Annotated in this window: 18 protein-coding genes; 4 read left to right on the top strand and 14 right to left on the bottom strand. The window is 40.5% G+C overall.

The window, feature by feature from the left end:
• The first annotated feature begins 35 nt into the window (after positions 1 to 35).
• The gene (locus IEV17_RS01625; protein WP_004662681.1) at positions 36 to 1,448 is read left to right on the top strand and encodes an aminotransferase-like domain-containing protein; all 1,413 of its coding nucleotides are present in this window, start codon (positions 36 to 38) and stop codon (positions 1,446 to 1,448) included.
• Here IEV17_RS01625 and IEV17_RS01630 read toward each other — a convergent pair.
• A complete protein-coding gene (locus tag IEV17_RS01630; protein ID WP_004662683.1) occupies positions 1,445 to 2,509 on the bottom strand; it encodes an AraC family transcriptional regulator in 1,065 nt (354 codons plus the stop codon). The genes IEV17_RS01625 and IEV17_RS01630 overlap by 4 nt on opposite strands.
• Before the next feature lie 118 nt (positions 2,510 to 2,627).
• On the opposite strand from IEV17_RS01630, the gene IEV17_RS01635 reads away from it, so the two are divergent.
• Entirely contained in the window at positions 2,628 to 3,344 is a 717-nt protein-coding gene (locus IEV17_RS01635; protein WP_004662686.1) for an enoyl-CoA hydratase/isomerase family protein, read from the top strand.
• 37 nt (positions 3,345 to 3,381) lie between these two features.
• Positions 3,382 to 4,209 carry an SDR family oxidoreductase gene (locus IEV17_RS01640; protein ID WP_004662688.1) on the top strand — a complete coding sequence of 276 codons (828 nt, stop codon included), beginning with the start codon at positions 3,382 to 3,384 and terminating at the stop codon, positions 4,207 to 4,209.
• 64 nt (positions 4,210 to 4,273) lie between these two features.
• Here IEV17_RS01640 and IEV17_RS01645 read toward each other — a convergent pair whose 3' ends face one another.
• The 8 genes from IEV17_RS01645 to hutC form a co-directional block, all read right to left on the bottom strand.
• Complete coding sequence (locus IEV17_RS01645; RefSeq protein WP_004662689.1) at positions 4,274 to 5,545, bottom strand: Glu/Leu/Phe/Val family dehydrogenase; 1,272 nt, start codon at positions 5,543 to 5,545, stop codon at positions 4,274 to 4,276.
• Positions 5,546 to 5,577: 32 nt separating this feature from the next.
• A complete protein-coding gene (gene hutG / locus IEV17_RS01650) occupies positions 5,578 to 6,498 on the bottom strand; it encodes a formimidoylglutamase (RefSeq protein ID WP_034601800.1) in 921 nt (306 codons plus the stop codon).
• A gap of 34 nt (positions 6,499 to 6,532) precedes the next feature.
• Positions 6,533 to 7,738 (bottom strand): imidazolonepropionase, encoded by a 1,206-nt coding sequence (gene hutI, locus IEV17_RS01655; protein WP_004662691.1) that lies wholly within the window; start codon positions 7,736 to 7,738, stop codon positions 6,533 to 6,535.
• Positions 7,739 to 7,790: 52 nt separating this feature from the next.
• Complete coding sequence (locus IEV17_RS01660) at positions 7,791 to 9,200, bottom strand: amino acid permease (RefSeq protein WP_004662692.1); 1,410 nt, start codon at positions 9,198 to 9,200, stop codon at positions 7,791 to 7,793.
• Positions 9,201 to 9,264: 64 nt separating this feature from the next.
• Entirely contained in the window at positions 9,265 to 10,803 is a 1,539-nt protein-coding gene (gene hutH / locus IEV17_RS01665) for a histidine ammonia-lyase (protein WP_188363572.1), read from the bottom strand.
• Positions 10,804 to 10,887: 84 nt separating this feature from the next.
• Entirely contained in the window at positions 10,888 to 12,564 is a 1,677-nt protein-coding gene (hutU, locus tag IEV17_RS01670; RefSeq protein WP_004662694.1) for a urocanate hydratase, read from the bottom strand.
• A gap of 238 nt (positions 12,565 to 12,802) precedes the next feature.
• Positions 12,803 to 13,384 carry a HutD/Ves family protein gene (locus IEV17_RS01675; protein ID WP_004662695.1) on the bottom strand — a complete coding sequence of 194 codons (582 nt, stop codon included), beginning with the start codon at positions 13,382 to 13,384 and terminating at the stop codon, positions 12,803 to 12,805.
• The gene (gene hutC, locus IEV17_RS01680; RefSeq protein WP_004662696.1) at positions 13,381 to 14,133 is read right to left on the bottom strand and encodes a histidine utilization transcriptional repressor HutC; all 753 of its coding nucleotides are present in this window, start codon (positions 14,131 to 14,133) and stop codon (positions 13,381 to 13,383) included. The genes IEV17_RS01675 and hutC overlap by 4 nt, the downstream gene beginning before the upstream one ends.
• 323 nt (positions 14,134 to 14,456) lie before the next feature.
• Between hutC and IEV17_RS01685 the strand changes: the two genes are divergently transcribed.
• On the top strand, positions 14,457 to 15,581 hold the full coding sequence (locus IEV17_RS01685; protein ID WP_004662697.1) for a linear amide C-N hydrolase: 1,125 nt from the start codon (positions 14,457 to 14,459) through the stop codon (positions 15,579 to 15,581).
• Between the two features lie 66 nt (positions 15,582 to 15,647).
• Here the strand turns inward: IEV17_RS01685 and IEV17_RS01690 are convergent, their stop codons facing one another.
• From IEV17_RS01690 to pcaG, 5 genes are all read right to left on the bottom strand, one after another.
• Positions 15,648 to 18,071 carry a glucose/quinate/shikimate family membrane-bound PQQ-dependent dehydrogenase gene (locus IEV17_RS01690; RefSeq protein ID WP_004662698.1) on the bottom strand — a complete coding sequence of 808 codons (2,424 nt, stop codon included), beginning with the start codon at positions 18,069 to 18,071 and terminating at the stop codon, positions 15,648 to 15,650.
• 16 nt (positions 18,072 to 18,087) lie between these two features.
• Positions 18,088 to 19,419 (bottom strand): carbohydrate porin, encoded by a 1,332-nt coding sequence (locus tag IEV17_RS01695; protein ID WP_004662699.1) that lies wholly within the window; start codon positions 19,417 to 19,419, stop codon positions 18,088 to 18,090.
• Between the two features lie 18 nt (positions 19,420 to 19,437).
• Complete coding sequence (locus IEV17_RS01700) at positions 19,438 to 20,898, bottom strand: right-handed parallel beta-helix repeat-containing protein (protein ID WP_004662700.1); 1,461 nt, start codon at positions 20,896 to 20,898, stop codon at positions 19,438 to 19,440.
• Between the two features lie 17 nt (positions 20,899 to 20,915).
• Positions 20,916 to 21,755: a type I 3-dehydroquinate dehydratase gene (gene aroD / locus IEV17_RS01705; RefSeq protein WP_034601490.1), complete on the bottom strand. Its 840-nt coding sequence runs from the start codon at positions 21,753 to 21,755 to the stop codon at positions 20,916 to 20,918.
• A gap of 68 nt (positions 21,756 to 21,823) precedes the next feature.
• Positions 21,824 to 22,453 carry a protocatechuate 3,4-dioxygenase subunit alpha gene (pcaG, locus tag IEV17_RS01710; protein ID WP_004662702.1) on the bottom strand — a complete coding sequence of 210 codons (630 nt, stop codon included), beginning with the start codon at positions 22,451 to 22,453 and terminating at the stop codon, positions 21,824 to 21,826.

Raw genomic sequence — 22,453 nt, forward strand, 5'->3', positions numbered from 1 at the left:
AGGGCTATTCCATCAATACGGATTTACTTTATTTTATGTATAAATCAGAACAATTAGCACATAACTTGAAACTGCTTATTGAAAATGGTTCTTGGCAGCCACACACCAAGTTACCCTCTTTACGTGAGCAAGTACAACGATCAGGTTTCAGTCTGATTACCGTCATGAATGCTTACCAAGAACTGGAAGCACAAGGGCTGATTTATTCAAAAGAAAAGTCAGGCTATTTTGTGGCTGAGCAAAATCATATTCAGATTCCGCAAGCCTATTCAGTGGTGTCTTTAAATCCGAAAATTGAAATTAACTCACTCGTTTTTAAATATCTCAAATCAATTCAATCTTCCAAAGTCAGCCCATTAGGTTCTGCCTTTCCAGACAGTCAGTTGCTGTATCCCCCAAAACTGATTCAAATCATGGGGCAACTTTCTCGCAATCGACATAGTTATGACCAAACTTCAAATTTACCTCCCGGCAATTTAGCATTAAGAAAATTGATCGCGCAACGCTATTGTATGCAAGGGATTCCAACCGATGCAGATGACATTGTCATTACATCAGGAGGGCTAGAGGCATTAAATCTTTCACTACAAGCCATTACGCAACCTGGTGATTATATTTTATTACAACAAACGATTTTTTATGGTGCTTGGCAAGCTGCTGAACGTTTGGGTTTAAAAGTCATCACCATCCCAGAACACCCTCAACATGGCTTTGATATCGAGGCTTTTGAACAAGTTATCAAAAATTATCCAATCAAAGTTTGCTGGTTTATGCTGAATGCACATAACCCTATTGGCTTTACTGTCAGCGATGACATCAAATATAAAATCGCTAAATTGTTGCATGAACATCAAATTCATTTAATCGAAGATGATGTTTATGAAGAAATGTTTTATGGCAGCCAGAAACCATTGCCAATGAAGTATTTTGACCAACAAAATCTAGTATTACATTGTTCTTCTTTTTCTAAAACATTAGGCTCAAGTTTCCGTATGGGCTGGGTCTATGCAGGTAAATTCTCTGAACATATTCAACATTTACAATTGATGAGTACTATTTCTGCCAACGCCTTGATCCAAAATGCGCTGGTGGAATTCCTCTCCCATCATCATTATGAAAAGCATTTAAGAACTCTGCGACGCGCATTAGAAAAGAATAAAAAGCAGTTCTTTCAATATCTCAAACAACATTTGCCGCAAGACTGTAAGGTGTATAACTATCCAAGCGGTTATTTTCTATGGATTCAACTCCCAGACAAAGTCAGCAGTATGCAAGTCTATGAACAGCTTATTCAACAGCAGGTGGGCGTTGCGCCAAGCCCCTTATTTAATGTGTTGCCCTCACATCAACATTTTATTCGTATGAATTGTTCTTTTGAATGGACAGAACAGATTCAGCATTCGCTAGAGTTATTCATCACGACGATTCAACGTCAAATACTCAATTAATTCAGCTTGGACAGATTATTTTTGCGATACTGACTTGGTGTTTCCCCAAACATCTTTTTAAAAGCACGAATAAAATTGGTGGCTTCTTCATACCCCACCAAACCAGCAATATCCTGAATACTATATTGCTGCTGTTGCAGTAATTTCTTGGCTTGATTAAACCGAACCTCAGCCAAGATTTGCAAAAATGTAGTGCCCTGTGCTTGTAAATGCCGCTTAATAGTTCGTTCTGACATATTTAAACGTTGCGCAATCAATGGAAGTGAGGGATAACCGTGACTGGAATGATACAACAACTCGGAGCGAATACTTTTTTGTAAGTCCCGAGTACTTTCTTTTACGAGTTTAAGCTTGTCATTTTCACAATACAAAATAGCCTGTTGGAATGCGACTTGATCTGCATTCGAATTCTTACAATGTAAATATTTTTTAGAAAATCGAAAACCATTACGTGTTTGATTAAAATGAATTTTTATCTGAGATAAATCAATTTTGTCATAATTCTGAGCATCTGCCCAATCCACAAACACCTCACAACTTTCTGCAATTTTCTCAGAAAATAAGGTGAGAAAATGAATTGCCCCAAACAATAAACTCTCGATCAGAAAATGTCTTAACTGATCAGATTGTTCTGCATCACCTAATTTCACTGGGTGAACATCATCTAGATAAACATAGATAAACGTTTCATCAATGTGCCATTCAGGGGTAAAATTTTGGATTCGAGTACAAAAATACTGCTGACAAAGGCTTAATGCCGTTTCAACATCCGCACAACTGAGAAATGCAAACCCTAAAGCCCCATGCGAAGTTGGGCGTAACCTAAACCCATATTCAATCCCAAGACGCGGATTCCCCGTCAATCGTAACGCATTCACCACCAATTTTGACCATTGATGCGCACTCATCTTGGCATCAGCTTGTTGCATTTCAGTCGGAATCAATCCCGTTCCATGCAAAACGATGTGTGCATCAATGCCATATTCATAAACGATTTCTAATAATACATGGGCATAAGAAACAGAGATATTTTCTTGAAACAATCCAAAAGGATCTCGCATGACACATCCCATGTCCTAAAATGATCATTAATATGGCATAGTCTCCCCTATTGAGCGAGCACTTTCTTCGAAATAATAACCTCAAGATTGATGACTAAAACAATGAGGAATTGCTGAAATGGCAACCATGACACTCGATAAACAGCAATCGACCTATGTGCTGAATTTAACCAATGGCAATCAGGAAAATGCTTTAAATAAAGCAGTATTAGAAGAATATTTTGCTATTTTTGATGAAATTGAAAGTGATAAAAATAATGCCAGTTTAATTATTAGAAGTGATCATCCTAAAACCTTTTGTAATGGCTTAGACCTTGCTTGGTTAATGCAACAATCGTTGGAAGATAAAAAAACCTTTACCCTGCAACTTGAAAATATGTTGCTCCGTTTAGCACTACTCAACTTACCTGTAATTGCTGAAATCGGTGGTAATGCTTATGCAGGCGGTGCAATTCTCGCATCTGCTTGTGACTTCCGATTTATGCGATCGGATCGGGGACGTTTTTGCTTTCCAGAAGTCCATCTAGGCATTCCTTTTACAGATACCATTGCTGAAATTGTACAACTACTTCCCAATCAACATGCCATTTGGGAAATGTCATTGACAGGCAAAACTATGACAGGCACTGAATGTCTACAATCCCAAATCGTTCACCAAATTGAACCAATCGAATCATTAAGTCATGAAGTGTTTAAATTTGCAGAAGATATGGCACAAAAGCACCGCCTAACCTATGCCGTGATCAAACGTCAGCTCCGCCATCGAATTGTAGAGAGTGCCAAGCAACGCCAACTATATGATCCTGAAAAATTTGCACATCCTTTCATGATCTAATTCAACGTTTACAACAACTCAAATCTAGGACATTTCAATGAATAATATGCAAGGAAGAACTGTTTTTATCACTGGCGGCAGTCGAGGTATTGGCAGAGCGATTGCGCTGAAAGCAGCACAAGCTGGGGCAAATGTTGTCATTGCGGCAAAAACCGAAGTCGAGACCACTAAATTAACAGGTACGATTTATAGTGTGGCTGAAGAAATTGAAGCTGCTGGCGGCAAAGCATTGCCTTTACTGCTTGATGTGAGGGATGAGCAGCAAATCCATACAGCTATTCAACAGGCAGCCAAAGCCTTTGGTGGAATTGATGTGCTGATTAATAATGCAGGTGCAATTGCATTAATGGGGGTGGAATCCACATCGTTAAAACAATATGACCTGATCCAAAGCATTAACCATCGTGCTACTTTCATTTGTGCCCAAGCTGCATTGCCCTTTTTAAAGCAATCTGAAAATCCACACATTTTGAGTTTATCGCCACCTGTAAATATGTCACCGAAATGGCTCGGGATGCTTTCACCTTATGCTTTATCTAAATACGGTATGACGATTTTGACTTTGGGCATGGCAGAAGAATTTCGCCAATATGGCATTTCATGTAATACCTTGTGGCCTGAAACTTATATCGCAACCGCAGCAGTTTCTAAGAATTTAGGTGAGGAAAGTACCTTACAGGTCAGCCGTAAACCTGAGATCATGGCAGATGCAGCTTTTGCGATTTATAGCACGGCAAAAGGTGAACTGACGGGACAAAGCCTAACAGATGAACAAGCTCTAGCAAAAGTCGGTATCACTGATTTTTCTCAATATGCATGTGTCGCTGGAAATACCAATCTACAGAAAGATTTCTTTTTGGATTGATCCAACAATAAAAAAACGACCTTAAAACAAGTGTTCTGAGGTCGTTTTAAAAGCACAGCTAAAATTAGCCTGGGAAAATACCACGCTCTTTACGTGCTTTTAAGATACGCTCACAACCTAAAATGAAGGCTGCTGTACGTAAAGTACATTCTTTTTCGCTTGATTTGTGCCATACATCGTTAATGGCTTGAATCATTAACTTGTCCAGTCTTTCATTAATTTCTTCTTCAGACCAGAAGTAGCTCGACATATCTTGAACCCATTCAAAGTAAGATACGGTTACACCACCCGCGTTACAAATCACGTCAGGCACAACCGTAATACCACGTTGAACCAAAACATCATCCGCTTCAGGGAATGTTGGGCCGTTCGCACCTTCAAGCACCAACTTCGCAGTTAACTTTTGCGCACGTTCAACTGTGATTTGGCTTTCCAATGCAGCAGGGATCAAAATATCCATCTCTACATTCCAGAACTCTTCATCACTGATCACTTGCGCACCAGCAAAGCCCCTCACACCTTGGTGAGTTTCCATGTGAGTTTTTAATGCAGCAACATCAATCCCTTCAGGGTTATAAATCGTACCTGTGTGATCTTGAATCGTCACGACAATCGATTTTGAGTCTGCAAACAAATATGCAGCTTCGCTACCGACGTTACCAAAACCTTGAACCGCAATTTTCGCACCGTCTAAAGGTAATTTGATTTTTTCAGCAACTTGTTGACCTGTGATGAATACACCACGACCCGTCGCTTTAATACGACCAAGAGAACCACCAAGATGTACAGGCTTACCCGTTACAACGCCTGTAACGGTATGACCTTGACCCGATGAATAAGTATCCATGATCCAGCCCATCACGTTTGGATTGGTACCTACGTCTGGTGCAGGAATATCTTTTTGAGGGCCAATAATATGACTGATTTCACTGGTATAACGACGGGTTAAACGTTCTAATTCACGTGGTGAAAGTTGACGCGGATCAACACGGATGCCACCTTTGGCACCGCCAAATGGTAAATTCACCACCGCAGTTTTAATTGTCATCCATGCTGAAAGAGCCATCACTTCATTTAAATCTACATCTGGGTGATAGCGAATACCGCCTTTACCCGGACCGCGTGACAAGTTGTGTTGTACACGATAACCTTCAAAATGACGAATTGTGCCATCGTCCATCACAATTGGCACGTCGACAATCAAAGCACGTTTTGGGCGCTTCAATGTGTCCACATAGTCTTGTAAACCATCTAGATATGGAGCAACACGCTCAATCTGTTTAAGATAAGTTGCCCATGGACCGTCATTTTGAGAGACATAAGATAAATTAGACATGTTTTATCCTTTTGATAAGTTCGTTTGGATCATCAATCAAATAGGTAATTAAAAATGATATAAGCAGCTAATTTGGCAGTTCTGTTATCCAAATCAAACCGTGGGTTACATTCAGCCACATCAAAAACTTTAATTTTGCCAGTTTTCTTAATGGCGTCTAATAATGGGTCAAAGACTGATAAATAAATGCCTTTGGCTGCTGGTGCACTAACACCAGGTGCGATGCTGGCGCTAAATACGTCCAAATCAATGGTGATGTATAAGTCGTCAACTTTTTCAATAAAACCGTTAATTTTTGAAATTAAATTTTCAAGATTGGTCAGTTGTAATTCGTAATCGTAGATATAGCTACAATTCAAACGATCCGCTGTTTCAAACAAAACTTTAGTATTTGAATGCTTCGCCACACCGATACAAAGATAATTAAATTCCTGATCATGCTGCTTTGACAAGTTTGCGGCATTTAGAAAAGGTGTTCCTGAAGTGACCTCTTCAGCTTCACGAAGATCAAAATGCGCATCAAAATTAATGATTCCTATCTTTCTGTTTGGATCGTTGTTATGGATATATTGAAATAATCCAGAAAAACTACCAAAAGCAACCTCATGGCCACCACCTAAAACAATGGGTTTCATGCCTTGCTTTAAGCTACGTTCGACCTGTTCAGCCAGTTCAGCTTGCGCCTTTTCCAACTGTCCATTATCACAAACTACTGTACCAATATCCGCAATCGTCACAGCTTGGTGTACTGGCAGGTTTGCCAATTGTGCACGAATCATGTCAGGTGCATCGGCTGCACCTAAACGCCCCTTATTACGCTTTACCCCTTCATCTGAACTAAAGCCAATTAAAGCAAAAGATGCATGTTGGCTGGTATTGACCACCTGATGGATACGTAGATGTTGCTCACCCTCTCCATCTTGTCGCCCTTGCCATGTAAATGAATGATTCATCATGAATACAACTCTTTAAAAATTTGTCTTTGCACTAGATCGAAACTTCTACGCCATGTTGAATAATTCGCTTCGGCAAATCACCACCCAACCAATAGACAATTTCTGAAGGATGTTCGATATCCCAAGCAATAAAATCAGCAACTTTACCTGTCTCCAAAGTACCGTGTGTGTCTTGTAAACCCAGTGCATATGCCGCATGAGTCGTCACACCTGCCAAGGTTTGTTCAGGTGTTAAACGGAATAAAGTACTGCCCATATTCATCATTAAACGTAAAGATAAAGCTGGCGATGTGCCCGGATTTAAATCACTGGATAATGCGATACGCACACCATGTTGATGCAAACTGTCTAATGGTGGATATTTAGTCTCTCTCAAGAAATAGAATGCACCCGGCAATAACACTGCAACTGTGCCCGCAACCGCCATCGCCTTGACATCATCTTCCGTCATAAACTCTAAATGGTCTGCTGATAAAGCCTGATAACGCGCTGCCAAACTTGAACCACCCAGTGACGACAGTTGTTCTGCATGAAGTTTAATTGGGAGATTTAAAGACTGTGCTGTTTTAAATAGACGTTCGACTTGAACTGGCGAAAATGCCAAATATTCACAAAAGGCATCGACTGCATCAACCAAACCTTCTTGATGTAGTTTTGGTAGCATTTCATTGCAGATATGCTCAATATAAGCATCACTTTGATCTTGATATTCAGGTGGTAAAGCATGCGCAGCCAAGCAGGTACTGCGAACTGTCATTGGCAAAGTTTCTGCGATCTGACGAATCACACGCAGCATTTTCCGTTCATTGGCATAATCGAGACCATAACCTGACTTAATCTCAATGGTGGTAACCCCATCTTTAAGCAGGCAACGAATTCGTTTTAATGCCGATGCCAGCAACTGTTCTTCACTGGCTTCACGCGTGGCGCGAACCGTACTGGCAATCCCACCACCGCTCGCTGCAATTTCAGCATAGCTAACACCTTGCAATCGTTTTTCAAACTCGACGCTACGGTTGCCACCAAACACACTATGCGTATGGCAATCAATCAAACCCGGTGTCACCCAACCGCCATTTAAATCAATAATTTCGGAATAATCATCAGCAGGAAGGTCTTTTAATGCGCCAACCCAATGGATATGCTGCCCTGAAGTCACCATTGCAGCGTGTTCAATACTAGAATATTGCCCATCTTGCATCGTGGCAATATGACAATTTTTCCAAAGCTTTTTCATTCGGATTTCCTCTTACTGCTCAGGTGTGATCAACACCTGAGCAGCTTGATTATTAACTTTCCATTTCAATATTTTGTCTTAAAGTCGAGTTTTCTTTCACTGTGTTTTGTTTAGGTTTCACCCAAATGGTATAAGCAATCCAAAGTAGAAATAACCACGTTGCACCAACATAAATTGCAGGTCGTGAGTCAGGAAAATATGCGATCACACCAAAGATAAATAGCATGAATGCAATTGCAAAAGCAGGTGCGATTGGCCAGCCAATCACTGGAAAATCAAGGGCTTTAATTTCGGCCTTAGATAACTTACGACGCATCGCAACTTGAGAAAGTAAAATCATCAACCAAACCCAAACCGTGGCAAAGGTTGCAATTGATGCAATAATCATGAAAACGTTTTCTGGAATCAGGTAGTTTAAAACCACACCAACCAATAACACGCCCGCCATGACCATCACTGTCATATATGGCACGCCATTACGAGAAAGTTTGGTAAATGCTTTTGGCGCCTGACCTTCTTTTGCCATACCGTACAACATACGACCAGCACCAAATACATCACTATTGATCGCAGAAATCGCAGCAGTAATCACAACAATATTCAATACTGTTGCGGCTGATTTGATGCCTAAATTTTCAAAGATCTGAACGAATGGACTACCTTGACTACCAATTTGGTTCCAAGGGAAAATTGCCATCAAAACAAAAATCGTTAAGATATAGAATAATAAAATACGTACTGGAACAGCATTAATTGCACGTGGAATCGTCGTTTTTGGATTTTCTGATTCACCCGCAGTGATACCAATAATTTCAATACCACCAAAAGCAAACACCACCACAGAGAAACATGCAATTAAACCTGCTATCCCATTTGGCATAAAGCCATCGTGAATCCAAAGGTTTTGAATGCTTGCAACACTGCCATGATCGCCATGGAAACCATAAAGTAGTAAACCAAAACCACCCAAAATCATAGCAACAATGGCAACAACTTTAATCAGAGAGAACCAGAACTCTAATTCACCAAAGACTTTTACATGAATGAGGTTAATCGCGCCCAAGAATGAAACTACGGATAAAATCCAGATCCATCGTGGGACATCAGGATACCAAAAGCCCATGTAAATCCCGAAAGCGGTCACATCGGCAATGGCAACAATGACCATTTCAAAAACGTAAGTCCAGCCTGTCGCAAAACCTGCTAATGGGCCAATATAATGAGATGCATAATGACTAAAAGAACCCGATACAGGATTATGTACCGCCATTTCGCCTAAAGCACGCATCACGATATAAATCGCGATACCAGCAATCACATAAGCCAATAACACTGATGGACCTGCGAGTTTAATCGCAGAAGCCGAACCATAAAATAATCCAGTTCCAATCGCAGAACCAAGTGCTAAAAATCGGATATGGCGGGCATTTAACCCCCGTTGTAGTGTGGAGTGTTGTGACATTATAATCTCCAATCCTTGAGGAAATTTAGTTAGATTCGGCCACTCCATGTGACCGTTTTATTGATCACACGTTAGACAAACTCGGTAATAGTTCTGGAATCAGTAATTCGTTCAGGCAACCACTTGCGAGCAATTCACTTGCCTGCTCGATATCTGGCGCAAAGAAACGATCTTCACTGTAATAAGGCACTTGGTCACGCAGCACTTTACGCGCACGCTCAAGTTTTGGAGAACTCTTCAAACCTTCACGGAAATCAAGACCCTGACATGCACCTAACCACTCAACTGCAAGAATGCCGCGAACGTTGTCAGCCATGTACCACAAACGTTTACCTGCATTCGGTGCCATAGAAACATGGTCTTCCTGATTTGCAGAAGTTGGTAAACTATCAACACTAGCAGGATGTGCAAGTGCTTTGTTGTCACTTGCTAACGCAGCGGCTGTTACTTGAGCAATCATGAAGCCTGAATTGACCCCACCATTGGCAACCAAGAATGGCGGCAACTGTGACATGTGGCGATCCATCATCATCGAAATACGACGCTCTGATAGTGAACCAATCTCTGCAATCGCCAATGCAAGATTATCCGCAGCCATCGCCACAGATTCAACGTGGAAGTTACCACCCGAAATCACATCACCTTCTGCTGCAAATACCAATGGGTTATCTGATACGGCATTTGATTCAATTGCTAATACTTCTGCGGCTTGACGAATTTGAGTCAAGCAAGCACCCATCACCTGAGGTTGGCAACGAAGTGAGTACGGGTCTTGAACCTTGCTACAGTCTTCATGTGAATGTGCAATTTCACTTGAATCAGTCAGTAAGTCACGATATGCAGCAGCCACATCAATTTGACCACGTTGACCGCGGACTTCATGAATACGCGCATCAAATGGCGCACGTGAACCCAGCATTGCTTCAACACTTAAACCACCACATACGGTTGCAGCAGCAAATAAATCTTCTGCTTCAAACAAACCACGTAAAGCATAAGCTGTTGAAACTTGTGTACCATTTAAAAGTGCTAGACCTTCTTTCGCAGCCAAAGAAATTGGCTCTAAACCCGCAATTTTAAGCGCTTCAACGGCTGGCAACCATTCACCTTTATAACGTGCTTTGCTTTCACCCAATAACACCAAAGACATATGTGCCAGTGGTGCCAAGTCACCAGAAGCACCAACAGAACCTTTTAATGGAATATGGGGATAAACTTCTGCATTGATCAACGCCAAAATGGCATCGATCACTTTACGGCGAATACCCGAAAAGCCACGTGCCAAGCTATTTGCTTTCAGCAACATGATCAGACGCACCATCGCATCATCAAGCGGCTCACCCACGCCAGCAGCGTGTGACAGCACCAAAGAACGCTGTAATTGCTCTAAGTCTTCTGGTGCAATTTTAGTTGATGCAAGTAAACCAAAACCCGTATTGATCCCGTAAGCAGTACGGCCTTCATTGACGATTTGTTCGACACAAGCAACACTCGCATTGATCCCAGCAGAAGCGCTGTCATCGAGTTTGACTTTGATTGGATTTAAATAAGCGTGGCGCAGATCTGCTAAGCTAAGTTTGCCCGGTTGAATTAGAAGTTCCATTATTGGCGTCCTGTTTTGCACTCTATTGTTCTCTTACGATGCTGCTTACACAATTGCAAAAAGCATCGTAATGTCCTTGTCTGTTTATTGCGTGATCATCGGCAAGTTCAAGCCTTGCTCTTTGGCACAATCAATCGCGATGTCATAACCTGCATCGGCATGACGCATCACCCCTGTTGCAGGGTCATTGGTCAGTACACGTGCAATACGTGCTGCTGCTTCATCGGTGCCATCACACACGATTACCACGCCTGAATGTTGCGAGAAGCCCATACCTACACCACCGCCGTGATGCAATGACACCCAAGTCGCACCGCCTGCAGTATTGAGCAAGGCATTTAATAACGGCCAGTCAGATACAGCATCTGAACCATCTTTCATTGATTCTGTTTCACGGTTTGGACTCGATACTGAACCTGAATCCAAATGGTCACGACCAATCACAATCGGTGCTGAAAGTTCACCGCTACGCACCATTTCATTAAATGCCAAGCCAAGTTTTGCACGTAAGCCTAAGCCGACCCAGCAAATACGTGCTGGTAAACCTTGGAAGCTGATCCGTTCACGCGCCATATCTAACCAACGATGTAAATGTTCATCATCAGGAATGAGTTCTTTTACTTTAGCATCTGTCTTATAGATATCTTCTGGATCGCCTGAAAGCGCAGCCCAACGGAATGGACCAATACCGCGACAGAACAATGGGCGGATATAAGCAGGAACGAAACCTGGGAAATCAAAGGCATTTGCTACACCTTCATCTTGTGCCATTTGACGGATGTTGTTGCCATAATCAAAGGTTGGAACACCCATTTTCTGGAAATCCAACATCGCTTGAACGTGCTGCGCCATCGATTGTTTAGCCGCTTTAACTACAACTTCTGGCTCAGTTTTAGCGCGCTGACGGTACTCTTCCCATGTCCAGCCAATGGGTAAATAACCATTTAATGGATCATGTGCGCTGGTTTGGTCCGTCACCATATCTGGATGTACACCACGGCGAACCAACTCAGGTAAAATCTCAGCAGCATTGCCATGCAGTGCAATCGAAACTGCCTTACCTTCTTTGGTATATTTTTCAATACGCGCCAAAGCATCATCTAAATCTGTTGCTTGCTCATCGACATAACGAGTACGTAAACGGAAATCAATACTGCTTTGTTGGCATTCGATATTCAATGAACATGCGCCAGCCAGTGTTGCAGCTAAAGGTTGTGCACCACCCATACCGCCTAAACCAGCAGTCAACACCCAACGACCTGTCAAATCACCGTTATAGTGTTGGCGACCTGCTTCTACAAAAGTTTCATAGGTACCTTGTACAATGCCTTGGCTACCAATATAAATCCAAGAACCCGCTGTCATCTGACCATACATTGCCAAACCTTTCGCATCCAATTCATTGAAATGCTTCCAAGTTCCCCAATGTGGTACAAGATTCGAGTTCGCAATCAAAACACGCGGTGCATCTTTATGCGTTTTAAATACGCCAACGGGCTTACCCGATTGAACCAACAAGGTTTCATCAGTTTCTAAATTCTTTAGCGTTTCAACGATCTTGTCAAAACATTCCCAGTTACGTGCAGCACGACCGATACCACCGTAAACAACAAGCTCTTTTGGATTTTCTGCAACATCAGGATCAAGATTATTCATCAACATGCGAAGTGGTGCTTCAGTTAACCAGCTTTTTGCATTAAGTTTTGTACCACGTGGTGCGCGAATTTCTACATCACGAAATTTTGTTGTCGTTGTTGTCACAATCGGACTCCTTCCTTTGAGATTTGAACCGTAAATTAATCTGCTTTTACTGTATAGCAATGTATTAACTTGTATATACATCCATATACTACACAAAACTTTCCTATTGAAAAGATGCATTTTTATTCTTTTATAAAAATAAATTACAAGCTAATGAAATTAATTGATTTATTTTTTAATTGACAATAAAAAACCCATACAACCACAAATTGTATGGGTTTAAAAAAGTGAAGACAATTTAGATTTTTATCAGTTCAATTAGACAAATTTTCTTTAAAATTTGTTGACCTAAAACAATATTTTTCAACAATTTTTCATTGTCAATTTTAAGACTATCTTGATAATCCAGATAAAAAATCTGTTGCGCAATTTCAACTTTTAAAAGTTCTAGGCTCTGATTAAAAATAAAAATGAAATCGGCTGAGCTAAATATTTCTGAGTTTGTAGAATCAACAACCCACTGGTATCGTGCGTGATATTTTTGTGGATCATAAATCAGATTAAAATCCCGAATAGATCCATCAATCAACTCACAACTGGTATTACTGTCACCATTAAATTGAACTGATTGTAAAGTTCTGAGGCGTCGAAAATGATTATCAATATTCAATACGATGCCCTGACCATCTAATACAGTCAGAATGCGTTGCATACCATTAAATTTGGAAAAATCACCCGATGTTTTAACATCAGCCATGGAAATTCGCCAATCAAACAGCTCTAGGCTGTCACCCTCACTACGTGCAAGTTCAACCGTATAACCAGCACCATTTTTCCACTGCATTCTCTTATAATTAACAGCTTTTAACAGCTCAATCATTGGGTAAATTTACCTTCCAAATAATAACGACTACCCGGATAAATCAATCGAGCACTAGAAATCAATTGTTTGTTTGACCATGTACGGCGACGAATCAATAAGCATGGTTCTGTCTTGTTAATTTTCAGCCATTTACACTCTTGTGCTGAAGCCAGAATTGCTGTTACGACATGCTCACCTTCGGTTACAGGCGCTTTCGACATCAAATAAGCATTGGGTGTAATTGATTTAAAATCCTGCGCCAAATAATCAGGAATTAACACAGGATCAACCAAACGATCTTCAATCTGTACGGGTACATCATTTTCATAATGTACAATGATTGAATGAAATAACTTTTGTCCCTCTCGAATTTGCATAAGTACACTTTGCTCTGTATTAGCTTGAATTTGTTCAAGTATTAACACTTCCGCACGATGCTTATGATTTCGGGCAATAATCTCTTCAGCAATGTTATTGACATGAAATAGAGCCGTTCGTCCTTGTCCCTCTGCTACAAAAGAGCCTACACCTTGTATACGCACCAATAGACCTTCGCTGGTGAGTTCACGTAAGGCACGATTGACCGTCATACGGCTACAACCCAATAAATTAACCAATTCACTCTCAGAAGGAATCTTTTTATTTACAGACCAAGTTCCTTCATAGATTTTCTGTGAAATCATTTGCTTCACGCGCAAATACAATGGAATAGGACTATCTTCTTCTAAAGATAAATCCAGATCGTTTTGCTTTGACGCTCTTGACATTGGCTAAAACTCATACTAAATAATCTAAAGTATTGTATATGAATATGATATTATTTGTATATACAAGTTTATACAATTGAATCATATTTTACTTTATATAAAGTGCTATAACGATCGTTATTAACAAATATTATTTAAATGATTCATAAGAAAAATTAATTTATATTTATCAAACTATTATATTAAATAGAGAAATTGACTTTAAAAAAATCATCTGATAATTTCTAAACTTATTTATTTTTATGACATACACGATTGCTCTAAAAATAAGTTATCAATTTAAAAATAATTATTTTATTTATAATCAAAAGAGAAAATAATATATGTGTACTGAGTTTATTTTACCTCAATCAACAGGTTATCGAATTTCAGGTCGTACAATGGATTTTGCAGCTACATTTACATGGCAATTGGCTGCCATACCCGTTGCAACCAGCTTAAAAGCCATTGATAGTCTGAATCCCAATACTCCTGCATATAAATGGCAAGCAAAATATGGATTTATGGGTATTGGTATTAAATTACCTTTAAATCTATTAGATACCAAAGTTTCTGATGCTATGAATACTGAAGGATTCTCAGCAGCAGCTCTGTGGCTTCCACCATCGATTTATCCTAAAAAAGCTGATGCTCCACAACATGCAAAACTCATTTCTGCACTTGATATTTGTGGTTGGGCTGTTTCTAATTATTCTTCAGTTGAAACATTAAAAAACGATTTATATGCTATTCAACAAGGTAAAACTACATCTTTAGGTGAAACTCTATATTTCTGGGACCCATTACAATTTTCTGAACATACAGAACTCAATCAAAGTAATGAAGTAAAAAATTTAATTCCTATTCATTTCCAATTCCACGATAAAACAGGAGCAAGTTTAGTTCTTGAATTCCGTGATGGTGCTTTATCGATTACTGATAATAGTGATGTTGGTGTGATGACAAATAATCCGTTTATTGATTGGCATCGAACAAATTTGGAAAACTATTTAGGCGTCACAAATGTCGAAACAGATAATAAAACCATCATTGGTTTGAATGTTAATAAAGCCGGAAATGGTGGTGGTTCCATTGGTTTATCTTCATCAGCATTACCCGCCGACCGTTTTCTACGCACTACAATGACATTGAATTATTCAATGTTATGGTTAAATCAAAATCCTAAACCTAGCAACAATGCTGCGATTGCCCACACCATGAATGTCATTAAAGGTATTTATGTAACACGTGAGCAGTGTATTGACCAAAGTGGTAATCCTAAAGGAGACTATACTCAATGGGAAATTGTGCGCGATCATGAAAATCAAGTTTTTTATATCGCAACCACAGCCAGTTTAGGTTTTTGGCAAGTCAACTTTTCAGATTATCAACTTCAAGAAAATGCTAAACCACAATTCGTTGTCATCTCCGACGCAATCAAAATGCCTGTTTTGACTGCTTCTGCTTAGAATTGAACTAAAATAAAAAAACTGCAATCATTTGATTGCAGTTTTTCTGAATCACATCAATTTATGTTATTGCAAACTATATGCAATCACGTAGTCACCATGATCAGGCGATTGACGAGCGCCGCCCGCCGTAATCATCACATACTGTTTACCTGTTTTAGGTGAAACATAGCTGATCGGCGTTGCTTGACTACCAACAGGTAAACGTGATTTCCACAACTCTTTACCCGTTGAAGAATCTAATGCACGTAAATAATAGTCTTGTGTTGCTGCAAAGAAGACCAAACCACCTTGAGTTGCCATTGGTCCACCAATCGTAGGCATACCAATCGGTGCTTTCAATCCCATTTTGATGCCCATTGGGCCAGTATCTTCTACTGTTCCCATCGGCACTTGCCATGCAATTTGACGTGTTTTCATATCAATTGCTGTCATCGTACCGTAAGGTGGTTTTTGGCACGGAATATTCAATTTCGACCAGAAACGGTTTTTATCTACTTTATATGGCGTACCTTTCATTGGCACAGCCCCCATACCCGTATTCACCTTTTCACCGCCATTTGCTTCTCGTGCAAGATCTTCTGGTGTTTGCTCAACTAGCTGAATCCATAAGCCTAAACGCATGTCATTGACAAACATGTATTGATGGCTCGGATCAAACGCAATACTGCCCCAATTCATCCCACCCAAAGAGCCAGGGAAGCTGAGTGAAACATCTTTACCTGGTGCAGTAAATAAACCTTCGTAACGCATTGATTTGAAGTTGATACGACACATCAATTGATCAAATGGTGTTGCACCCCACATATCTGATTCAGTTAAGGTTTGATTACCAATTTGAGGCATTTCAACCGAACGCGGTTGTGTCGGGCTGTACTGTTCGCCTTTGATATCCGCAGGTTTTACAGGTTGCTCAATCACTTTTGTCAGTGGTTGACCTGTGACACGATCTAGCACAAAGAATTGACCTGATTTTGTTCCAATCACCACCGCAGGCTTATTTGTTCCATCTTTCATTGGGAAGTCAACAAGACTTGGTTGCATTGGTAAATCAAAGTCCCATAAATCATTATGAACAGTTTGATACACCCACTTTTCTTTACCTGTGGTGGCATCTAAAGCCAATACAGATGAGTTGTACTTGTGATCGAGTGGCTGACGATTACCGCCCCAAACATCGACAGATGAACTTCCCATAGGTAAAAATACGGTGTTCATTTGCGGATCATAAGACATAGCTGCCCATGAGTTCGCTGAACTACGCTTATAAGTTTCACCGTCTTTAAGTACATAGTTTGGATCAGGATTACGTGGATCAAATGCCCAACGTAATTCACCTGTAATGACATCGTAAGCACGAATTACACCACCCGGCATATCAGCGGCAAAGTTATCTGCAATACGGCTACCAATGACCAATACTGAACCAGCCACCGTTGGCGCAGAAGTGACTTCAAAACGTGGGGCTTTAGTGCCCTCGCCCAATCCTTTTAATAAATCAACTGTACCATCTACACCAAAGTCTTTACAGCGCTCACCCGTATCCGCATTGACAGCAATCAAACGTCCATCAGGGGTATTGGTATAAACGCGACGTAAACAAGAAGTGTTTGTTGCAACTGCTTTTACTGGTGTTGCACCAACTAGTGTTGGTTGTTGCAATGATTGAGTTGAGTCAAAGTATGCAACTCCACGACAACGTTCCCACGCATCCGCTTTAGAATTGACTTCAGCTTTCCAAAGTTGTTTGCCTGAATCGGCTTCTAAAGCAAAAACATTATTGTGCGGGGTACATAAGAAAAGTTTATTGCCAACCTGCAATGGTGTCATTTGATCTTCAGCACCATTACCTGATCCTGTGGTGAAATCACCTGTACGAAAGCGCCAAACTTCTTTTAATTGATGTACATTGTCACGGGTAATTTGGTCTAAAGCTGCGAAACGGCTACCACCAGCATCCTGTCCATAATGTTGCCAATTGGTTTGCTTCATATCTGCTTTAACTGGAACCAGTGGCAATTGCGCACCAGAAGCCGCGACCGTTGGATGTGGAATAAACATTTGATAGAGACCAAAAATCATACCCAATACAGTCAAACCACCCACTGCATAAGCAGGTAAAATAGCAGTCGGTTGATATTGATAACGGCGTATCGCAGGTAAAGTCAGCATGAGAGCTGCAAATAAACCGGCTGGGAACATAAGTCGAGAAAATAAAGGCCAAAATTCCCAGCCAACATCAATCAGCGACCAAATAATAGTTCCAATAAATACAACAGCGAAAATACTTACGCCTAATGCTTTTTTCTTAAAAATATAAAGTGCAGATACTAACGTTAATAGACCTGAGATCACGAAATACCATGACCCACCTAAAGTCACCAACTTTGCACCACCAACAGTAAAAAATAATCCAGTTAGCAACAAAGCAAGACCTAAAATAAAACACCATATTTTCAGTATGATATGTGAGTTTGTAGATTCAGACATACGTCATACTCCTATATTAGAAATTCACGCGCATACTTAAACCTGCAACCCACGCATCATCGACTTCTTTTACACCCGCAGGCTGATGAATATATTGTAGATTTGGTCTGAGCATGATCGCAGGTGACCATTGATAGGTATAATTCAGCTCAACATTGAGCTCATCACGTTGTACGGGAACATAATCTGCCGCAAGTGCATCGTATTGGTCATAGCCACGACTGGTATTGAGAGCAACTTGACGATCTTTATAACGATCATTGACTGAATAATTTGCAACACCAAAACCAATTGAATCGTTTGGACGACTATCAAATGGTCCTTTGTACCACAGTGCGAATTGTTGTGTGCTTTGTACGGCTGTGGTGGCTTTATCATTCACCACGGCATTAAAGCTGACATATAAACCACGTTTAGGATCATTTCCTTTTTGGGTGAGTTGTTGTTGTGCATTCAGCCAAAAACTGTGTTTGCTATCGTGGATTTTACCAACTGTCGCAATATCATTCGCTTCTGCTGTTGAATACAGTGCTCCTAGCTTATATTCACCAGCCAAGCCGTCAAAAGCTGCTAATTTAGGTCGCCAAGCCAATTCCACAGGAATGGTTGCACCTTTGACATTGTCCATATCCAAGTTAAAACCATCATTTTTTCCAGTTTTAACATTGTCAGGATTTACTTCATATACGCCCACACCAAGTGTCCATTCTGGTGCAAATTGATATTTGACATTGGCACCCCATAGACCTACAGGTAAGTTATACCAAATCGAACCAATCGATTTTCCGAGCTGTCCACCACAGAGTAATAAGTTTTGAAATTCACATTGGGAACTATTGAAGTCGTCAGACATCCCCATTCGACCAATCTTGAATTGAACTGTATTGTCCGCGAAACCCTTTTTGACCCATGCCTGTGTTAAACGCCAAATTTTGCCTCGCCCATAAATCTCTTGCGTGTTGCCTAAAGCACTAGAGCGTGGATCTTTAATTCGCTCTAGTATTAAAGAATTACCATCGCGCTTGGTAATTAGAATATTGGCTGTGGTATTTTCCCAACCTGCAATTTTGCCTAAATCAAAATTTGCACCCAGAGCCAGCTGAGCTGCATTTTCAAAACTATTATTGTCGTTATAACCACCATCCAAATTGGTAGCAGATTGACTCATAATCGCGGCGGTAAATTTATAACCGTCTTTCTCTAACTGTTGGCGTTGCCCATTCCAATCACCTAGTAACCATTGACGATCTTGTGACCAAGCTTGATTTTTGTCAGCAAAACTATATTGGGCTGCACAGATCGTAATCGCCAAACAACTCATTTTGATCAGTAAAGTGTTTGTATTCATATCAAAGCCTCCATGCTTCTATTTAAATTTTACTGCTGAGCTGAGTTCAGAAGTTGCACCTAAATGATCTGTAACGTTTGCGGTCACACTTGCGACTTTCGATGTAGGCTTATATGCAACTTTTGCAATACCCTCTGCATTGGTCACAGCTACAACCGAACCTAAATAAAATTCGGCTTCATTTGCATTTGCTGATGAGTTTCCAAACAATTCAACTTGATAACGCTGATTTGGTTGTCCTTTTATCTCAACAGCAATTTGACCTTTAGATAGACTCAATGTCGGTGCCTGAATGCCTTGATTTGGTTGCTGATTGCAACCTTGTTGATTCGGCTGTAGACAAGTTTTTTGTAAGTTTGCGGGATCAATTTTGACACCATGCCCACGAGACCCAACAAAATGCGCATGTTCTAAACCGGGAATATCAAAAATAATTGCACCTAAGCGTTGGTTTGGAACGCAGCTTCCACCAGCTTCACAACGTTTGATGTCTTTGCCATTATTCCAAATTTGATTTTTGGTGAGTGTGATATGAGCATTTGCATCTTTTTCAGAACGAATGGCGATTCCCACTCGGTTACCATGCACTTTATTGCTATCGAAGATATTGCCATCACCCGTTAGATTAAAACCATTCGAGTTATTGGTTAGTTCGTTATAGGCGATATAGTTACGTTTGCCCCAATTGATCTGCAAACCATCTGAATAATTTTCAAATTTGTTGCCGACCACAGCATTGTCATTTCCCCACAGAATCTCAATGCCTTGTGATGGTTCTGGATTTGCGGAAGTTGAAATAAAATGGTTGTTGGCAACGAGATTGAACGCAGCTCCGCGAGTTAATTCCAAACCATCGCCATTGTCTTGAAAATAATTGTCTAATACCTTGTTGTTATTGGTAGTGGTTGCGGTTGGATTGCCTTTGCCATCGTCACCCGTCAACATCACACCCGCGCCACCATAGTTGTGCATAATGCGGTTATGCTGAATCAAGTTATTGCTGGCACGATTCATCAAGATGCCGATACAAAAATGACGAATTTCTAAACCTTGGATGGTCACACCGTTAATGTCACGTAAAACGATACCCGGTAAAGTCGTGGTACGCACATTGGTTCCAAACTGCCCTTCTACCGCCCCCGGACACGCCTCAACACCACGACCTTTGATATAATTTGAACCATCTACTGCGACAAACTCACCTGTTTTTGCCCATTGTGTACCGATGATTTTCACAGGGGCTTTAATTTCAGGAAGTGGGCTATTCACCTTAATCGCATACGGTGCTTGACCAACCGCTTGAATCAAAATTTCACTAGCTTCGCTTGGCTTGGTATTGGCTTGTTCAATCGCCCAACGAAGAGAACCTTTTTCACTATCATCCTGATAACGATCAACTACATAAGTTTCAGCTGCTGCCATACCTGATAATGCTAAACCAATTGCAAGCGCACTTAAACGTAAAGAAATAATGTTCATTTTAAAATCCTTTTCAATTATTGTGTTGGTTGAACTGTTTTTAAGAACTGTTTGAGTTGGGTCACATCAATTTGACCCGGTGCCGATGCTTCACCAATCATGCCAAAGCTAAAGCTACCACCCATATTTGCAGTCGCAATTCTTGAAATCGTACCTAACTTACCCATAGACATGGTCAACAGTGGTTTTTTAGATTGTTGGCTGACTTTTAATGTTGCATTCATCAAGGTAAAAACATCTTGTTTGCTTTGTGGCATTACTGCGATTTTTAAAATATCTGCACCTAGCTCATCCTGTTTAAGAAGGCGCTTCACAATTTCATCTTCATTTGGCGTCTTCTGAAAATCGTGATTCGACATCACAATTAAAACTTTTTTGTTATGCGCCAATTTGACAGTATTTTTAACCACCTGCTGATCGCGGAACATTTCCACATCTAACATATCCATAAAAGGCTGTTTTAAATAGGCTTGATAGGTCTTTCCATAATCAGCATCACTAATGGTGAGTTTCCCACCCTCATTGTTTGTGCGAATGGTTGCAATCATGGGTTTAGTAACTAGAATCTTTTTTAATTCATGCCCTAAAGCAATCACTTGTTTGCTATCAGCAGCAAAATCGAGTAAATCAATCCGAAACTCTGCTAAATCTGCATCTTGATTGGCTGCAATCACTTTTGCTTGATCGATCGCTTGCTCTGTAGTTTTTGCAGTAATAGGTACAATTGTTTTAACAGGTAGTTGTGCCAGTGCCGAAAGTTCAACCTGTTTTTGAATATTTTCTTGAGCTTGTACCATTTGAACCGTAAATAAAGGGCTAACAAGCAACGTTAATGCTGCCAGTGTTTTCATTTTCATCATCATCTTCCTTAATGGATTGCCTGTCTTTCCCAAGAGCAAGCAATCATTCGTTATGCACTTAAAGTTTAAATATCAAAAAATACAGTTTCATCTTCGCCCTGAATGCGAATATCAAAGCGATACACCACTTCACCATCCACTTCTGTGCGTTTGGCAATTAAGGTTTGACGACGTGTCGCCCATTCAATACTGTTTAGAACAGCATCATTAGCATTTGCTTCAATTTCATCATCAAAGTAGATACGTGTGTTTAAACCAATGTTGATCCCACGAGCAAAAAGTACGACTGCAATATGTGGTGCTTGAGTTGAGCCTTTACGTCCAGCAGCAGCACCCGGTTTAATCGTATTAAAACTCCAAAAACCAGTTTCAAAATTTGCACCAGTACGACCCCAACCTAGGAAGTTTGGATCAACTGTTTTGCCTTGAGTATCGGCTTGACTTGGGTAAACACCGTTGGCATCGGCTTGCCAGATTTCTAACAACACATCTCGTAATGGCAAACCCAGTCCATCAAATACTTGTCCTTCAAGACGAATACGTTGACCTTGCGTTTTTTCACTCACCAACTGATTGTTAAAATTGTGTTCAAACACCTCAATATTGGCTTGCTGTGGTAACAAACCAATATGTACATAAGGACCACCTGTTTGTGATGGGGTTTCTTTCAATTCCTGAAAATTCCACGCGTTCAT

It is taken from the genome of Acinetobacter modestus (assembly GCF_014636095.1).
GTDB classification, from domain to species: domain Bacteria; phylum Pseudomonadota; class Gammaproteobacteria; order Pseudomonadales; family Moraxellaceae; genus Acinetobacter; species Acinetobacter modestus.

Coding starts and splice junctions, on each gene's coding strand:
- IEV17_RS01625 (WP_004662681.1), top strand. CDS start 36: ATGTATAAATCAGAACAATTAGCACATAACTTGAAACTGCTTATTGAA.
- IEV17_RS01630 (WP_004662683.1), bottom strand. CDS start 2,509: ATGCGAGATCCTTTTGGATTGTTTCAAGAAAATATCTCTGTTTCTTAT.
- IEV17_RS01635 (WP_004662686.1), top strand. CDS start 2,628: ATGGCAACCATGACACTCGATAAACAGCAATCGACCTATGTGCTGAAT.
- IEV17_RS01640 (WP_004662688.1), top strand. CDS start 3,382: ATGAATAATATGCAAGGAAGAACTGTTTTTATCACTGGCGGCAGTCGA.
- IEV17_RS01645 (WP_004662689.1), bottom strand. CDS start 5,545: ATGTCTAATTTATCTTATGTCTCTCAAAATGACGGTCCATGGGCAACT.
- hutG (WP_034601800.1), bottom strand. CDS start 6,498: ATGAATCATTCATTTACATGGCAAGGGCGACAAGATGGAGAGGGTGAG.
- hutI (WP_004662691.1), bottom strand. CDS start 7,738: ATGAAAAAGCTTTGGAAAAATTGTCATATTGCCACGATGCAAGATGGG.
- IEV17_RS01660 (WP_004662692.1), bottom strand. CDS start 9,200: ATGTCACAACACTCCACACTACAACGGGGGTTAAATGCCCGCCATATC.
- hutH (WP_188363572.1), bottom strand. CDS start 10,803: ATGGAACTTCTAATTCAACCGGGCAAACTTAGCTTAGCAGATCTGCGC.
- IEV17_RS01675 (WP_004662695.1), bottom strand. CDS start 13,384: ATGATTGAGCTGTTAAAAGCTGTTAATTATAAGAGAATGCAGTGGAAA.
- hutC (WP_004662696.1), bottom strand. CDS start 14,133: ATGTCAAGAGCGTCAAAGCAAAACGATCTGGATTTATCTTTAGAAGAA.
- IEV17_RS01685 (WP_004662697.1), top strand. CDS start 14,457: ATGTGTACTGAGTTTATTTTACCTCAATCAACAGGTTATCGAATTTCA.
- IEV17_RS01690 (WP_004662698.1), bottom strand. CDS start 18,071: ATGTCTGAATCTACAAACTCACATATCATACTGAAAATATGGTGTTTT.
- IEV17_RS01695 (WP_004662699.1), bottom strand. CDS start 19,419: ATGAATACAAACACTTTACTGATCAAAATGAGTTGTTTGGCGATTACG.
- IEV17_RS01700 (WP_004662700.1), bottom strand. CDS start 20,898: ATGAACATTATTTCTTTACGTTTAAGTGCGCTTGCAATTGGTTTAGCA.
- aroD (WP_034601490.1), bottom strand. CDS start 21,755: ATGAAAATGAAAACACTGGCAGCATTAACGTTGCTTGTTAGCCCTTTA.
- pcaG (WP_004662702.1), bottom strand. CDS start 22,453: ATGAACGCGTGGAATTTTCAGGAATTGAAAGAAACCCCATCACAAACA.